At 65.2% G+C, this 15,895-nt stretch carries 15 protein-coding genes; 12 read left to right on the top strand and 3 right to left on the bottom strand.

The features are described 5' to 3' along the window. Nucleotides 1-27: 27 nt before the first annotated feature. Nucleotides 28-1,119, bottom strand: coding sequence for an A/G-specific adenine glycosylase (mutY, locus tag ACFOW6_RS03590; RefSeq protein ID WP_382420954.1), 1,092 nt, complete (start codon nucleotides 1,117-1,119; stop codon nucleotides 28-30). Nucleotides 1,120-1,175: 56 nt separating this feature from the next. Here mutY and ACFOW6_RS03595 point away from each other — a divergent pair, with 56 nt between their 5' ends. From ACFOW6_RS03595 to ACFOW6_RS18175, 11 genes are all read left to right on the top strand, one after another. Beyond that, nucleotides 1,176-1,724 (top strand): DUF721 domain-containing protein, encoded by a 549-nt coding sequence (locus ACFOW6_RS03595; RefSeq protein ID WP_382420955.1) that lies wholly within the window; start codon nucleotides 1,176-1,178, stop codon nucleotides 1,722-1,724. A 173-nt stretch (nucleotides 1,725-1,897) separates the two neighbouring features. Beyond that, nucleotides 1,898-2,521 carry a DsbA family protein gene (locus ACFOW6_RS03600; RefSeq protein ID WP_382420956.1) on the top strand — a complete coding sequence of 208 codons (624 nt, stop codon included), beginning with the start codon at nucleotides 1,898-1,900 and terminating at the stop codon, nucleotides 2,519-2,521. 57 nt (nucleotides 2,522-2,578) lie between these two features. After that, nucleotides 2,579-6,067, top strand: a complete 3,489-nt coding sequence (gene smc, locus ACFOW6_RS03605; protein ID WP_382420957.1) for a chromosome segregation protein SMC — start codon at nucleotides 2,579-2,581, stop codon at nucleotides 6,065-6,067. 195 nt (nucleotides 6,068-6,262) lie between these two features. Continuing rightward, nucleotides 6,263-6,604, top strand: a complete 342-nt coding sequence (locus ACFOW6_RS03610; protein ID WP_382420958.1) for an AtpZ/AtpI family protein — start codon at nucleotides 6,263-6,265, stop codon at nucleotides 6,602-6,604. A gap of 28 nt (nucleotides 6,605-6,632) precedes the next feature. Further along, nucleotides 6,633-7,388, top strand: a complete 756-nt coding sequence (locus tag ACFOW6_RS03615; RefSeq protein WP_382420959.1) for a F0F1 ATP synthase subunit A — start codon at nucleotides 6,633-6,635, stop codon at nucleotides 7,386-7,388. Between the two features lie 76 nt (nucleotides 7,389-7,464). Then, a complete protein-coding gene (locus ACFOW6_RS03620; RefSeq protein WP_382420960.1) occupies nucleotides 7,465-7,689 on the top strand; it encodes a F0F1 ATP synthase subunit C in 225 nt (74 codons plus the stop codon). Between the two features lie 78 nt (nucleotides 7,690-7,767). Further along, nucleotides 7,768-8,355 carry a F0F1 ATP synthase subunit B family protein gene (locus tag ACFOW6_RS03625; RefSeq protein ID WP_382420961.1) on the top strand — a complete coding sequence of 196 codons (588 nt, stop codon included), beginning with the start codon at nucleotides 7,768-7,770 and terminating at the stop codon, nucleotides 8,353-8,355. Next, the gene (locus tag ACFOW6_RS03630) at nucleotides 8,355-8,837 is read left to right on the top strand and encodes a F0F1 ATP synthase subunit B family protein (protein ID WP_382420962.1); all 483 of its coding nucleotides are present in this window, start codon (nucleotides 8,355-8,357) and stop codon (nucleotides 8,835-8,837) included. Before ACFOW6_RS03625 ends, ACFOW6_RS03630 begins: the two co-directional genes overlap by 1 nt. Before the next feature lie 64 nt (nucleotides 8,838-8,901). After that, nucleotides 8,902-10,119 (top strand): argininosuccinate synthase, encoded by a 1,218-nt coding sequence (locus ACFOW6_RS03635; protein WP_382420963.1) that lies wholly within the window; start codon nucleotides 8,902-8,904, stop codon nucleotides 10,117-10,119. A 323-nt stretch (nucleotides 10,120-10,442) separates the two neighbouring features. Beyond that, nucleotides 10,443-11,369, top strand: a complete 927-nt coding sequence (locus ACFOW6_RS03640) for a BRCT domain-containing protein (RefSeq protein WP_382420964.1) — start codon at nucleotides 10,443-10,445, stop codon at nucleotides 11,367-11,369. A 349-nt stretch (nucleotides 11,370-11,718) separates the two neighbouring features. After that, on the top strand, nucleotides 11,719-12,474 hold the full coding sequence (locus tag ACFOW6_RS18175) for an SDR family NAD(P)-dependent oxidoreductase (protein ID WP_449267346.1): 756 nt from the start codon (nucleotides 11,719-11,721) through the stop codon (nucleotides 12,472-12,474). A 126-nt stretch (nucleotides 12,475-12,600) separates the two neighbouring features. On the opposite strand, the gene ACFOW6_RS03655 is transcribed toward ACFOW6_RS18175, so the two are convergent. Together ACFOW6_RS03655 and ACFOW6_RS03660 are read right to left on the bottom strand one after the other, a co-directional pair. Continuing rightward, a complete protein-coding gene (locus ACFOW6_RS03655) occupies nucleotides 12,601-13,968 on the bottom strand; it encodes a glutamate--cysteine ligase (protein ID WP_382420965.1) in 1,368 nt (455 codons plus the stop codon). A 158-nt stretch (nucleotides 13,969-14,126) separates the two neighbouring features. Next, a complete protein-coding gene (locus ACFOW6_RS03660) occupies nucleotides 14,127-14,891 on the bottom strand; it encodes a 16S rRNA (uracil(1498)-N(3))-methyltransferase (RefSeq protein ID WP_382420966.1) in 765 nt (254 codons plus the stop codon). 68 nt (nucleotides 14,892-14,959) lie between these two features. Between ACFOW6_RS03660 and ubiA the strand changes: the two genes are divergently transcribed. Beyond that, complete coding sequence (gene ubiA, locus ACFOW6_RS03665) at nucleotides 14,960-15,895, top strand: 4-hydroxybenzoate octaprenyltransferase (protein WP_382420967.1); 936 nt, start codon at nucleotides 14,960-14,962, stop codon at nucleotides 15,893-15,895.

A 15,895-nucleotide genomic window follows, 5' to 3' on the forward strand; every position in this document is an offset into this window, starting at 1 on the left:
CCGCGCGCGTCCTGAACCGCACCCTTCTCAGGCCCAGCCCTGCTTCAGGGCATGGGCGATGACCTTGCGCATCAGCGTGGGCAGCGCCTGGCTGTCGAGCTCCTCCGGCGGCACCCAGCGTCCCCCGGGGACCTCGCCGTTGCCCTGCGCCGCCCAGACCTGCAAATGCAGCCGGAAGTGCGTGAAGGTGTGGGAGACCTGCCCCGACAGGGGCTGCCAGTCGCACGCCAGAGGGGCCTGGGCCAGGATCTCCCGTTCCCCGGGCAGCTCCGAGTCCCACGCCGTGGACGGCACCTCCGTCATGCCGCCCAGCAAGCCCTTTTCCGGACGCCGGCGCAGCAGCACGGCGCCGTCCATCGGCCGGACCAGCCAGAAGGCCACGCCGCGACGCAGGGGTTTTTCCTTCTTCGCTGCCTTTCGCGGCAGGCTCTCGGCGATGCCCTTCGCCCGTCCGGCGCAACTCTCCTGCAGCGGGCAGAGCATGCAGCGCGGCCGCGCCGGCTGGCAGATGCCGGCCCCCAGGTCCATCATGGCCTGGGCGAAATCGCCGGGGCGCTCCCGCGGGACCAAGCCCTGCATGTATGCCTGTATGTCAGGCTTGGCCTGCGGCAGCTCGGTCTCGATGGCGAACAGGCGGCTGATCACCCGTTCTATGTTGCCGTCCACCGGTGCTTCCGGCTGGTCAAAGGCGATGGCCGCGATGGCCGCCGCCGTGTAGGGTCCGATTCCCGGTAGCTCCCGCAAAGCGGCAACCGTTTGAGGAAAAACACCGGCGTGCTGTTCACTGATCACCTGCGCACAGCGATGCAGGTTGCGCGCCCGTGCGTAGTACCCCAGACCGGCCCAGGCGGTCAGCACCGCCTCCTGATCGGCCGCGGCCAGGTCCGCAACTGTCGGCCAGCGGTCCAGGAACGCCTCGAAATAGGGTTTCACCGCCGCCACGGTGGTCTGCTGCAGCATGATCTCCGACAGCCAGACATGATAGGCCTGCGGCCGCTCTCCAGGCGGGGCGCGCCAGGGCAGCACGCGGGCCTGGCGGTCGTACCAGGCCAGCAGACTGCGGGCGATCGTGCCCGCTGCAGCTGCTGGAAAAGGATCACGGGCGCTTGAAGACGTCATTCTGGCTCTTATAGTTGAGAAGAACGCACAGGCAAGACTGGGCATTCCGGCCACCATTGCAGAGGACGACCGACAGCGTGAATGCCGCCTCTCCCAAGGACCCTGCCGAACGCGGCGCTTACACGCGCAGCCTCTCGCGACTGCTGCGGGATGTCACGGCCCCGGCACTGGCCAAGCGCAGCCGGGCCGAGGCCAGCCTCATCCTGGACTGGGCGACCATCGTCGGCGCCGATCTCGCCGCCAAGGCCAAGCCCGTTCGCCTCAGCTTTCCCAAACGATCCGAACGGCGCGGCGCCACCCTGCTGTTGCGCGTGGATTCCGCCTATGCCCTCGACCTCCAGCACCAGGAACCGCAGGTCATCGAGCGCGTGAACACCCATTTCGGCTACAGCCTGGTCAGCCGGCTCAGGCTCGAGCAGGCGCCTGTTCGCGAAACGCACCAACGCCCCCGCACCGCGCCCAGGCTGCCCCCCAGCCTGCCGCCGGACGAAAGGGCCCGACTCGAGCGGCAGCTGACGGAGATCGACAACAGCGAGCTGCGCAGCGCCCTGCAGCATCTGGCCGAGGCCGTAGAAGCCAAGCGGCAGAAACGCAAGGACTCCTGAGACGCGCGATCTTGCTTTTGCCAGATTGTTGCGGGACACAGGAGTGGAACAGGGCTGTGCACCTCCACGAGCAGGGACATCCTTGGCGGTGTGACCTCTTTGGCTGTGGATATCTACAGTCTTGAGAATCGGACAGGCACCTCGTAACATCCACTAGATATGGTAGGTAAATCATGAAACGCAGGCATATACTGTTATCCGCAGCTTCCCTGGCCCTTGTGCCGCTGTTGCCGCGCCTGACTCCGGCGCTGGCCGCCGGTGCGGAAACGGTCGATGACAGCGACCGGGTCATTGGCGACGCGGACGCGCCCATCACCATCATCGAGTATGCATCGCTGACCTGCCCGCACTGCGCCAGCTTCCACACCGACACCCTGCCCCAGCTCAAGAGCGAATGGCTGGACGCGGGCAAGGCACGGCTGGTTTTTCGCCACTTCCCCCTGGACAGGCTGGCCCTGCGTGCCGCCATGGTCACGGACTGCCTGGAGAAGGACCGCGCCTTCTTCGGCCTGCTGGCAACGCTCTTCAAAAGCCAGCAGGACTGGGCGCGCGCCGACGATCCCATCGACGCCCTGCAGAAGCATGCGCGCCTGGCGGGCCTCAGCGAGGAGCGCTTCAACAGCTGCATCGAGGACGAAGGAATAATGGACGGAATCCTCGCCACGCTGGAACAGGCGCGCGAGACTTACGAGGTTCAGTCCACGCCGACCTTTTTCATCAACGGCCGCAAGGTCGAGGGCAATCGCTCCTACGAGGACTTCGCGGCCATTCTGGAGGACGTCCAGGAGGACTCCTGACCGGCTGACCGTCCCTGCGGACCGCGGCCGGCGCTAGCTGAGAGGGTAAGATACGCCTTGGTCCAGTTCGTCAGGCTACGATTGAGCGGCTTCAAGTCCTTCGTCGATTCGACGGAGCTGCTGATTGAGCCGGGAACGACGGCAATCGTCGGCCCCAATGGCTGCGGGAAGTCCAACCTGGTGGAGGCACTCCGCTGGGTCATGGGCGAGACCTCTGCCAAGCGTCTGCGCGGCGGCGAGATGGATGACGTCATCTTCGGCGGCAGTGCCAATCGTCCGCCGCGCAACCTGGCCGAGGTAGGGCTGTCCCTCGACAACCGCGACCGCACGGCCCCGGCCAGCCTCAACGATCAGGACGAGTTGGAGATCGTCCGGCGGATCGAGCGCGACAAGGGCTCCACCTATCGGGTCAACGGACGCGAGGTCCGGGCCCGCGATGTCCAGCTGCTGTTCGCCGACGCGGCCAGCGGCGCCCAGTCCACTGCCATCGTCAGCCAGGGACGGGTGGGCGCCCTGATCAACGCCAAGCCGACGGATCGCCGCATGCTGCTGGAGGAAGCCGCCGGCATCTCGGGTCTGCATTCCCGCCGGCACGAGGCGGAGCTGCGTCTTAAGGCCGCGGAAGCCAACCTGGAACGTCTCGATGACGTGGCCGGCACCATGGAAAGCCAGCTGCAATCCCTGCGCAAGCAGGCCCGGCAGGCCACGCGCTACCGCAACATTGCCGAGCAGCTGCGCCGCCAGGAGGCCCTGCTGCTGCATCTTGAATGGCTCGAAGCGCGCGCCCAGGACGAGCGCGCCCGCGAGGCCCTCAAGGCCGCGAAGACCACGGTGGAGGACCTGACGGAGCAGGCCGCCGCGGCGGCCCGCGAACAGGCCGCGGCCGCCAACGCCCTGCCCGAATTGCGCCAGCAGGAAGCCGCCGCCTCGGCCGCCCTGCAGCGCCTGGTGTCCGAGCGTGACACCCTGCAGGACGAGGAAACGCGTGTCACCGAGGCTCGCAGCCAGGCCGAGGCGCGCCTTGCCCAGATCGACAGCGATCTCAAGCGCGCCCAGTCCCTCTCGGAAGATGCCGCAGAGGCGCGCACGCGCCTGGACGAAGAGCAGAATCGCCTGCAGAAAGCCGGCCAGGGCGATGACGAGGCACGCCAGGAGGCCATCGCCCGCCGCGACGCCCTGGCCGCCGAGTTGACCGCCCGCGAGGAAGAGATCGCCGCGCAAGCCGAAGCCATCGCCAACGACGAGGCGCGGCGCTCCACCCTGGAACGCCGGCTGGCGGACATGGCCGAACGCCACCGCCGCCTGGAAGAGCGCATCGCGCAGCAAAGTGACGAGGAACGGGACCTGCGTGCCCAGCGCCCTGCCCAGGAGGCGATGGACCATGCCGCCGCGGACCTGAAGGCGGCCGAGGACGAGTCCGAGCGACTGCAGCAGGCGCTGGAACAGGCCACCGCAACAATCAGCGACCTGCGCCAGAAACGCGAGGAGGTGGGCGAACGCCACCGCGAGCAGGCCGCGGTCTGCACCCGCCTGGAGACCGAGCGCAGCACGCTCACGAAACTGCTGGAAAGCGGTGCCGGCGAAGGGGGGCCGCCGCTGGCCGATTCCCTGACGGTGGAACGCGGCTACGAGGCGGCCCTGGGCGCCGCTCTGGGCGACGACCTGGAAGCTCCGTTGATCGGCGAATCGGATCCGGAGGGAAGCGAGACGCCGCCTCTCTTCTGGTCGGCGCTGCCCGACTACGACTCCGCCCCCGACCTGCCTGAAGGCTGCACGCCCCTGTCGCACTACGTTGGCGGCACGGCGGCGCTCACCCGCCGTCTCTCCCAGACCGGCCTGGTGGACAGTGTGGAGCAAGCCCGCCGCCTGCAGCCCAGGCTGGCGCCGGGCCAGCGCCTGGTCACGCACGACGGCGATCTGTGGCGCTGGGATGGCTACACGGCGCGGGCCGAGGCCCCCACGGCCAGCGCCCAGCGTCTGGCCCAGCGCAACCGCTTGAGCGAACTGGAAGGCGAGCTCGAGGAGGCCGACCACGCCAGAACCGCCATCGAGCAGGAGGATGCGAACCTGAAGGCGGAACTGCAAACCGCCGAACAGCAGGAACGCGAGACCCGAGAGGCCCAGAAAAGCAACCAGAAAACCCTGGAGTCCGCCCGCGAGACCCAGGCGCGCCTGGAGCGCGAATCCACGGCCCTGGCCTCCAAGCTGGAGGCTCTGCAAGGCACCATCGCCGGCCTCGAGGAAGAAAAGGCGGAGCTGCTGGCCAGCCTGGAGGAGGTTCGCAGCGAACAGGCGGGTCTGCCGGATACCTCCGCTGCCCGCGCGGACATGGAAGAGGCGCGGCGCAACTTGACGGAGTTGCGCAATCGCCACAACGAAGCCGACGCCGAACTGGGGCGCCTCACCCGCGAGGCGCGCGAGCGGAAGGAGCGCCTGGATGCCATCGAGCGCGAGCGCGCGTCCTGGGAGCGGCGCGCGGCGGAATCCGACCAGCACAAGCAGGAGCTGGAGGCCCGCAAGGAGGCCGCTCGGCAGGAAATCGAGGAGCTGTCCGCGCGGCCCGAGGAGATTGCGCAGCACCGCGAAGCCCTGGCGGAGAAGATCGGCGAGGCCGAGGAGGCCCAGCGCGCCGCAGCAGATGCCCTGGCCTCCGGCGAGACACGCCAGCGCGAGGCCGACACGGCGCTCAAGCGGGCCGAACAGGCCGTGTCCGAGGCTCGCGAAACCCGCGTGCGCGCCGAAGCCAGCGTCGAACAGGCGGAACAGGCCCTCGACTCCCATGCCCGGCGCGTGCGCGAGCGCCTGGAGTGCGTGCCCGATGCCCTGCTGGAGCAGGCCGGCCTGATGCCTGACCAGGAGCTGCCGCGGCAGGAGGAGGTCGCCGCCAAGGTCGAGCGCCTGCGCGGCGAGCGCGAACGCATGGGGCCGGTCAACCTGCGCGCCGAGGCCGAGGCGGAGGAACTGTCGGAACGCCTCGAGGAAATCGGACGGGAACGCGAGGACCTGACCGCAGCCATCGCCCGCCTCCGCCAGGGCATCTCCAGCCTCAACCGCGAGGGCCGCGAACGCCTGCTGACGGCCTTCGAACAGGTGAACCACCATTTCACCCGGCTGTTCACCCGACTGTTCGGCGGCGGCGAGGCGCACCTTCGGCTGACCGAGGCGGAGGATCCCCTGGATGCCGGCCTGGAGATCATGGCCAGCCCGCCCGGCAAGCGCCTGCAGGTCATGTCCCTGCTCTCGGGCGGTGAACAGGCGCTCACCGCGCTGGCCGTGCTCTTCGCCGTCTTCCTGACCAATCCCGCACCGATCTGCATCCTCGACGAGGTGGACGCCCCGCTGGACGATTCCAACGTCGACCGGTTCTGCGATCTGGTGGACGAGCTGGCGCACAGCCTGCAGACCCGGTTTCTCCTGGTAACCCACCACCGCCTCACAATGGCGCGCGTCGATCGCCTGTTCGGCGTCACCATGGGCGAGCGCGGCGTCAGCCAGCTTGTCTCCGTGGACATGGAAGAGGCCGAAGCCCTGCGCGAAACCGCATAGAACGGCAGCTTCACGGGCCGTTCCGGCCGCCTCGGCCACCCTCGGCAAAGGCCCGGGGATTGAGCCTTGACGGGAGGGGGGTCCCTCCGTATGGTTCGCCCGCCTTCCGGCACGTCGGGGCGACAGGAGGGGGAAACACGGCCGGCACGGGGCTCCAGTTTCATCGGGTCACAGTCCGATTAAGGAGACAGCTTGATGTCGGGTCGCGACAAACCCTCACCGTTCGAATCACTGGACAAGCGCTTGAAAGCGGTCCGGGACCGGCGACGCAAGAGCGAAGGCAAGGGTTCTCCGGCACGCGGGGGCGGCAGCAGCGGCCTCGGTGTCGGCATGCGGATGGCAACGGAGATCGTCGCCTCGATCGGCGTCGGCGTTGCGATTGGACTGTTTTTGGACGCACAGCTGGGCACCAAGCCCTGGCTGATGCTCCTGTTTCTGCTGCTTGGAACGGCCGCCGCGTTCTATAACGTGGTGCGCGTTGCCAAGGAGATGGAGCGCAGGAGCAAGGAAGATAGGGACAAATCCCGGTCGGAGTGACGGCCGAGTATAGACCGCGAGGGGCAAGGTGGCGACGCAGGATACGCAGGACGGCGGTTTTCCCGTAGATCCGCTTCATCAATTCGAGATCACCCCGCTGATCCCGATCAACATCGGCGGACTCGACCTGTCTTTCACCAATTCGGCGCTGTGGATGCTGATCACCGTGGGGGTCGTCAGCGCCTTCATGATCTTCGCAATGCGGCACCATGAACTGGTCCCGGGCCGGCTGCAGAACTGCGCCGAACTGCTCTACGAGATCATCGCCAACATGGTGCGAGACAACGTGGGCAGCGAGGGACGGCAGTACTTCCCCTTCATCTTCACGCTGTTCCTCTTCGTGCTCTTCGGCAACACCCTGGGGATGATCCCCTCGTCCTTTACCTTCACGAGCCATATCGCCGTGACCTTCGCGATGGCGATCGTCATCTTCATTGCCGTGACCGTCATCGGCTTCATGCGCCACGGGCTGGGCTATTGCCGCATGTTCTTCCCGCACGGCGCACCGGCGTGGACGGCCGTCATCCTGGTCCCGATCGAGCTCATCTCCTATCTCTCACGGCCGATCAGCCTGTCGATGCGTCTGTTCGCCAACATGATGGCCGGGCACATCCTGCTGAAGGTCTTTGCCGGCTTCGTCCTGCTGATGGGCGTTGCGGGCGTGGTCCCGCTGGCGGCCCTGCTGGGCATCACCGCGCTGGAATTCCTGGTGGCGGTCCTGCAGGCCTACATCTTCACCATTCTGACCTGCGTCTATCTGCATGACGCCATCCACATGCATTGAACGGCAGCGGACAGTCGGCAGGAACGGAAGCAAGTCACCCCTGATCCACACGCGGTTAATCCAAGGAGTGTAAAAAATGGAACTCGAAGCAGCTAAGATGATCGGCGCCGGCCTGGCGACCCTGGGCATGATCGGTGCCGGCCTGGGTGTCGGCAACGTCTGGTCCAACTACTATGCGGCCATCGCCCGCAACCCGGCTGCCAAGGACGAGATCGGCGCCAACATCTGGATCGGCTTCGCCGTGACGGAAGCGATCGCGATCTTCTCGCTGGTTGTCTCCCTGCTGGTTCTGTTCGGCTAATACGTCCCACTGCCCCGGGCTGCCGTCCGGCGGCCCGCTGGGGCTTCAGGTTCGAACCAGACGACAGGATCCTTCGGTATGGTCAAACTGCCCGCAGCGTTGCGTATCGCCGCACTCTCCGCCATCGCCTCCTGCCTTTCGGGAGCGGCGCTCGCGGCCGAGAACGGCGGTCTGCCGCAAATCAGTCAGGTCGGCACCTACGCCAGCCAAATCTTCTGGCTGTTCGTGACCTTCGGCCTCCTCTATGTCGTCATGTCCCGCGTGGCCCTGCCGCGCATCGGCGACGTGGTCGAGGAACGCCGCGACAAGATCGACGACGACCTCATGCGTGCGGAGACCATTCGCAGCGAGGCCGAGGAGGTCCTGGCCGAATACGAGAAGGCTCTTTCCGTGGCTCGGGAAGAAGCCTCGGGTATCCTTCAGAAGGCCAGCGACGATGCCAAGGCGCACATGGACGAACGCCAGGAGGCGTTTGCCCAGAAGCTGGCCGAGCAGACCCGGGAAGCCGAGGAGCGGATCGACGCCGCGAAGACCGAGGCGCTCAAGGACGTGGCCTCCGTCGCCGCTGAAACGGCCACCGCCGTCACCGGCAAGCTGGTGGGCTACACGCCCGACAGCAAAACGTCTGAAAAGGCCGTCCAGGCCGAGATGAAGGAGCATCTGTGATGTTTTCCAGCGAGTACACCTGGATCACGATCTCGCTGATCCTCTTCCTCGCAATTGCCGCCTGGAAGGGTCTGCGCCCGATGCTCGCCAAGCTTGATGCGCGCAGCGAGCGCATCCGCAAGGAGATCGAGGAGGCCCAGGCCCTGCGCGAGGAAGCGCAGAAGATGCTCGCCGACTACAAGCGCCGTCAGCGCGACGCGTTGAAGGAGGCCGAGGAGATCGTCGAGCATGCCAAGACCGAGGCCCAGCGTATCCGCCAGAATTCCGAGAAGGAGCTGGAGGAGACCCTGCAGCGCCGCGAGCAGATGACCATGGACAAGATCCGCCAGGCCGAGGCGGATGCCATTGCCGAGGTCCGCAACCAGGCAGTGGACGTGGCCATTGCGGCCGCGGGCAAGATGATCTCGGAAAACCTCGACAAGGACAGCAAGAAAGCGCTGACCGAAGAGTCCATCGAGACCGTCGGCAAGAAGCTGAACTGAGCCTGCGTTCGCCCGCCACACTGCGCGGCGAGCGGGCTCACTTCCCAGTCAGGAGCTGGCCCCCATGGGTGATGTGAAGAAAGTGGTGCTCGCCTATTCGGGCGGCCTCGACACCTCCGTTATTCTGAAATGGCTGCAGGAGGCCTACGGCTGCGAGGTCGTGACCTTCACCGCCGACCTGGGCCAGGGCGAGGAACTCGAGCCCGCCCGCAGGAAGGCCGAGATGCTCGGCATCAAGCCCGAGAACATCTACATAGAGGACCTTCGCGAAGACTTCGTGCGCGACTACGTCTTCCCGATGTTCCGGGCCAACGCCCTCTATGAAGGCCTCTACCTGCTCGGCACCTCCATCGCACGGCCCCTGATCTCGCGCCGCCAGATCGAGATCGCGCGCGAGACCGGCGCCGACGCCGTGGCCCACGGCGCCACCGGCAAGGGCAACGACCAGGTCCGCTTCGAGCTGGCCTACTATGCGCTCAATCCGGACATCCGCGTCATCGCACCCTGGCGCGAATGGGACCTCAATTCCCGCACCAAGCTGATCGACTTCGCCGAGAAGCACCAGATCCCCATCGCCAAGGACAAGCGCGGCGAGGCGCCCTTCTCGGTGGACGCCAATCTCTTGCACATCTCGGCCGAAGGCAAGGTTCTGGAGGATCCCTGGGAGGAGCCCCAGGAGTACGTCTATTCGCGCAGCGTGTCTCCCGAGGAGGCACCCGACCAGCCCACCTACATCGAGATCGAGTTCGAGACGGGCGATCCCGTGGCCATCGACGGTCAGCGCCTCAGTCCGGCCGCCCTGCTGACCGAGCTCAACCGTCTGGGCGGTGCCAACGGCATCGGCCGCCTCGACCTGGTGGAGAACCGCTTCGTCGGCATGAAGAGCCGCGGCGTCTACGAAACGCCCGGCGGCACCGTCCTGCTGGCCGCCCACCGCGGCATCGAGCAGCTCACCCTGGACCGTGGTGCGGCCCACCTGAAGGACGAGGTCATGCCGCGCTATGCCGAGCTGATCTACAACGGCTTCTGGTACTCGCCCGAGCGCGAGATGCTGCAGGCGCTCATCGACCGCAGCCAGGAGCATGTGAACGGCACCGTGCGCCTCAAGCTCTACAAGGGCAGCGCCACCGTGGTCGGCCGCAAGTCCCCCGACAGCCTCTACAGCCTGGCCCACGTCACCTTCGAGGAGGACGCCGTCTACGACCAGCGCGACGCCGAGGGCTTCATCAAGCTCAACGCCCTGCGCCTGCGCCTGCTGAAACGCGGCCAGGAACACGGCTGACGCGCCTTCCTCCGGAAGCAACTTAAACATTTTGCATAAGATCGTCGTCGCTAACCAAATACCCACCGACGAACTGCTGGCACTCTACCATAGTCGCTGGCAGAACGACGTCCACCATGTCTTCAAGGAATTCAAGTACTAAGCATTCTTTGAGGAACCGTGAGTGCCACTTCAGGAAATACTGGGACGCAAGTGCGAAAGCCTGCATGTGTTGCCTTACATGCGGCCAACACGCTATGATTACATAGAACTCGTGAGTACACCGGTATATAGTAACTTATGCCAAGTATTTATCCAGTTAGAACAGCAGGGGGCTATATCCCATGGTGGGCGGAAGCGATATACGCCGGATTGAAGAGCGCGAACGAGAAGAACGCTACAATGCTTTCAACAAGTCTGCCAATGACAGAAAGCGTGTTCTTTATTGGATAGGATTCCTAGAGGGGGCTCTCTCATCCAGGCGCATAGAGGCTGGTGAACAGCCGGCCATCCTGGCTGAGTCGGAGAAATTTGCTGATTTCTTTGATGACCCGGATGCCTCTGACCTTGCGGAAGATATCCGTAGTCGTTGTTTCTCATCGGAAAAGGATATGATGACGCAACTCCGTGAGATCATCGCTGACAAAAGCAACGAACTCGGCAACGCATCGACATCGAAAGAAACGGATGAGCTGAATATCTTTCTGGGTTTTTGCGCTGGAATCATTTGTGATGGGCGAGTGCTAGAATCGGAGGTTCGCGCACTGCGAAATCGCTTCATGAGGTCTGAACGCCTACGTGAAGAGGTTGCATTTTATCCTCTGTGCAAGGCGGTCGAAGAGGCCTTGGCCGATGATATGATCACTGAGGAAGAATCAGAGGATATCGAGGAGTGGCTAGGCCAGCTGGTAGGTGATGGGTATGCGGATACTGGGTTCACCAATATCGGCAATGTGGCAAAGCTTGACGACCCCATCCTGGATCCCGAAACGATTGAGTTGAAGGATTCGGTCTTTGTCCTAACCGGACCAATGCGCATGGGGCCTCGGGCCTATATTGAGAAAGAGATAAAACGCGCAGGCGGGACCATGGCGTCACGGGCTACCCGCAAGGTGGACTATGTAGTTATATCCTCCACGGCGTCACGGCATTGGAGAACGACGCATTTCGGCACCAAGATTGAGCGTGCACGGGAGTTGATAGAGGAGGGATGCAAACTTCGCTTTGTATCTGAAGTGGCTCTTGAGAAAGCTCTATCAGGCAAAGGTTAGGGGCATTCCGCGCTGGAAGAAAGCCAGTCATTTAGCCAAGAATGTGAAAAACTCGTTGCCGCCCCCTCATACATTTGTCAAATGGCGCGCGAATAAATGGGTTGCCTCTGGCGCGCCTCTTGTCAGATGTGTTGTGGGACGCGGCAACAGGCTGGACCCAAGCACCTCTCGAGGGACTGCAGTGTCTTCTTGATCGGAACCTGGTCGTGAACAACGTTCCCGCCCAGGCTGCGCGGGCGGCATGTCTTTCCGATCGAGCGGCGCGTTTCAGGTAATGACTATGGATGGGGACCAGGTTCGGCCGCACTTACCCGTGCGGCAGGACTGGATCATAACCAGGGAGCGCGGCATGAAGAGGTTCGCGGGAAAGGTCGCGCTGGTTACCGGCGGTCGCACAGGCATCGGCCAGGCCATCGCCCGCCGTCTGAGCGCCGAGCGTGCGCGTGTGCTGACGGCGCAACGAAGACAGGATGCAGAGTTCGAGGGGATTGTCGCGGACTTCACCGAGCCTGCCTGTCCCGGCCAGGTTGTCGAAACGGTGATCGCGCGCGCCGGACAACTCGATGTGCTCGTCAACAACGTCGGGATGATTCAGGAAGCCAGAGTCGAGGAGATGAGCCTTGAGGACTGGCAACGCAGCCTCGCCCTGAACCTGACGGCGCCCTTTCTGACGATCCAGGCGGCCCTGCCGCATCTGCGCGATACGCGAGGGAGCATCGTGAATACCGGTTCGATCGAGGGGTTGCGCTCCAACCCGGAACACGCGGCCTACGCCGCCTCCAAGGCCGGGCTGCACGGACTGACGCGCGCTGTTGCAGTGGATCACGGAGCCGAAGGCGTCCGGTGCAATGCGGTCGCTCCTGGCTGGATCGATACCGACCTGAATCGCGACTTCATCAAGGGCATGCATGATCCGGAAGGCGTTCCGCCGCGAGCTCGGCCGCATCCACCCGGTGGGGCGGACCGGAATGCCGGAGGAGGTTGCCACCCTCGTCGCCTTTCTCGCCGCCGAAGAAGCCGGCTTCATTACAGGACAGGTCTACACCGTGGATGGCGGGCGAACGACAAAGCTAAACCTTCCGTAAGCACAACGCCACCCATTTGACCGCTGCATGCAAGCGCCGGGGCAGAACTTGTGTGAGCTTTGGCTGTGCATCTTATCGGCAGCACGGTCTGCAATACTCTCCGGTAGGGTGCTGGGGCCTTTAGGATTACCTTTTCTCTCCGCCCTTCAGTACTTGAACTCCTCGAAGACGTGACTCACGTCGCCCTGCCAGCGGCCGTGGTAGAGGGCCAGCAGTTCGTCGGCGGGCGTCTGGCCGGTAATGACGATCTCGCGCAGCACGTCCAGGAAGATGCGCTCGTCCATGCCTTCGTCGTTCTGGCGGGCCCGCACGCGCAGGCCTTCCGAGGCGATCTCCAGCGCCCGGGTTGCCAGATCGCCCACCGTGCCCTGGCGGAAGGGCGTCTCCAGGGCCTGGCGCGGAACCTCGGCGCGCAGGTACTCGTGGTCCTCCAGCGTCCAGTCGCGCACCAGGTCCTCGGCGGCCGAGAGCGCCGTCTCGTCGTAGAGCAGGCCGACCCACAAGGCCGGCAGAGCGCACAGCCGCCGCCATGGCCCGCCGTCGGCCCCACGCATCTCCAGATAGCGCTTGAGGCGCACCTCGGGAAAGGCCGTGGTCATGTGGTCTTCCCAGTCGCTCATCAGGGGAAGCTCCCCGGGCAGGACCTCCAGGCGCCCCTCCATGAAGTCCCGGAAGGACAGGCCGCTGCAGTCGACGTACTTGCCATCGCGGTAGACGAAGTACATGGGCACGTCGAGCATGTAGTCCACGTAGCGCTCGTAGCCCATGCCGTCCTCGAAAACGAAGGGCAGGATGCCGCAGCGGTCCGGGTCGGTGTCGGTCCAGATGTGGCTGCGATAGCTCTTGAAGCCGTTGGGCTTGCCTTCAGTGAAGGGCGAGTTGGCGAACAGGGCCGTCGCCAGCGGCTGCAGGGCCAGGGACACCCGGAACTTGCGCACCAGGTCGCGTTCACTGGAAAAATCCAGGTTGGTCTGCACGGTGCAGGTGCGCAGCATCATGTCGAGGCCGAGGCTGCCCTTCTTGGGCATGTAGTCGGCCATGATCTTGTAGCGCCCCTTGGGCATCCAGTTCGTGTCCTCGCGCCGCCAGGTCGGCGCGAACCCCAGGCCCAGCATGCCGGCGTTCAGGGGATCGCAGACCTCCTTCACCTCCGCCAGGTGCGTGTTCACCTCGGAACAGGTCTGGTGCAGGTTCTCCACCGGCGCGCCCGAGAGCTCCAGCTGGCCGCCGGGCTCCAGCGTGATGTTGCAGCCGCCCTTCACCAGGGCCACCGGCTTGCCGTTCTCCTCGGCCGGCGTCCAGCCGAACTTCTCGGCCATGCCCTCCAGGATGGCACGAATCGAGGCCCTCCCTTCGTAGGGCAGGCTCTCGAGTGTCGTCCGCTCGAAACCGAACTTCTCGTGTTCCGTGCCGATTCGCCAATCGGCGGCGGGTTTGGCGCTCGTCTCCAGGTAGCGAACGAGCTGCTCCTTGCCGGTGATCGGATCACCCTTGGATTGTGGAGGGGCTGACATGGAAAGCGGCAGACTCACTGAGCGGTGAACGGAAAGGCGATCGATGCGAACGCGAGCCGCATGCGGCAGGGCGGACCCGCGCTTTTGTCGCCTGCATCAGAGCGAGCCGGGGTCGATTTCGTCAAGCACCTTTGCCGCAGGGCAGCCACCCGCCTGCTTCATCGCGGCTGCAGATTGCGAAACTGCGGCCGCGATGTCCAGTCCCCGGTGAGCGCCTGCATCACCGCCAGGGCCGCCACCACGGCCGTGTCGGCGCGCAGGATGCGCGGTCCCAGCCCGACGGCACAGGCTGCCGGATGGCGTGCGATCGTCTCCTGCTCCTGGGACTCGAAGCCGCCTTCCGGACCTATCACCAGGGCGCGGGCCCGTGTTTCATTCACCACCTCGTCGATCGGCCGACCGCTGCCGCTCTCGTCGGCGAACAGGAAGGGCTCGTCCTCGGGCCAGTCACCCAGGACGTGCTCCAGCTTCGCCGGCTCTGCCACCTCGGGCAGGCTGATGCGCTCGCTCTGCTCGGCCGCCTCCCGCACGGTGGTCCGCAGGCGCTGGACGTTGACCCGTTCGACGATGGTACGCCGGGTCAGGATGGGCTGCAGCCGGGTACAGCCCATCTCCGTCGCCTTCTCGGCGATCCAGTCGATCCGCTGGCGCTTGACGGGCGCGAACAGCAAGGTCAGCCCCGGTTCCTCGGTTTGTGGACGCGACTGCTCCTCCAGCAGCAACGAGGCCCAGCCCTTGCCGAGCGCATCCAGACGGGCCAGCCACTCGCCGTCCCGCCCGTTGAACAACGCCAGACGCGCCCCCGGCTTCAGACGCAGGACCGAGCGCAGGAAGTGCGCCTGCTGCGGTCCCAGCCCCAGGACGGTCTCGTCGCCCAGGTCCTCCTTCACATAGAGCCGCGTGGCAAGCTTGATATCCTTCATGAAAAACCTGTTTCCTTTCCGGCAGCATGATCTTGAGCCTCCGGCCCGGCCCGCGCAAGATAGGGGTCATGTCCTCCTCAACGAACAGATACGCCGACGCAAGCGACATCGTCGCGAACAACTGGCTGGAGCGCCGCATGCCTCCGGGCTGGCGGCCCTATTCCCGTCTGGCCCGCCTGGACCGGCCCATCGGCACCTGGCTGCTGCTGTTCCCCTGCTGGTGGTCCATCGCGCTGGCCCAGAGTGCTGGGAACCAGCCGCCGGACCTGTGGCTCTACCTGCTCTTCGCGCTCGGGGCCATGCTCATGCGGGCCGCCGGCTGTACCGTCAACGACATCCTGGACCGTCACTACGACGGGCGTGTCGCCCGCACCAGCACACGGCCGCTGCCCAGCGGCCAGATCACCCTGAGGCAGGCCATCGTCTTCCTGCTGGCGCTCCTGGCCGGCGGCCTGGCGATCCTCCTGGCCCTGACGCCAGCCGCGCTCCTGCTGGGTGTCGCCTCGCTGCTACTGGTCTTCCCCTATCCGCTGATGAAGCGCATCACCTACTGGCCGCAGCTGTGGCTCGGCCTGACCTTCAACTGGGGGGCCCTGATGGGCTGGGCGGCGGTCGAGAATGCGCTCGCCTGGCCGCCGGTCCTGCTCTACATCGCCGGTATCTTCTGGACGCTGGGCTACGACACGATCTACGCCCATCAGGACAAGGAGGACGACGCCCTGATCGGGCTGAAGTCCAGCGCCCTGAAGCTCGGCGAGCGGACCCGACCCTGGCTGATCGTCTTCTATGCCCTCTGCATCGCCTTCATGGGTGCAGCCGGCATCATGGCGGAGATTGCCTGGCCCTATTACCTGGGGCTGGCAGCCGTGGCCGTCCACTTCACCTGGCAGGTAACCACCGTGGACATTCATGGCCCGCGCAACTGCCTGGCGCGTTTCCGCTCGAACCGCTTCGTGGGCTGGCTGCTGCTGGCGGGCCTGGTGCTGGCAGGCCTGGCCGGCTGA

Source organism: Fodinicurvata halophila (assembly GCF_042651425.1).
In the GTDB taxonomy this organism is placed as follows: domain Bacteria; phylum Pseudomonadota; class Alphaproteobacteria; order Kiloniellales; family DSM-21159; genus Fodinicurvata; species Fodinicurvata halophila.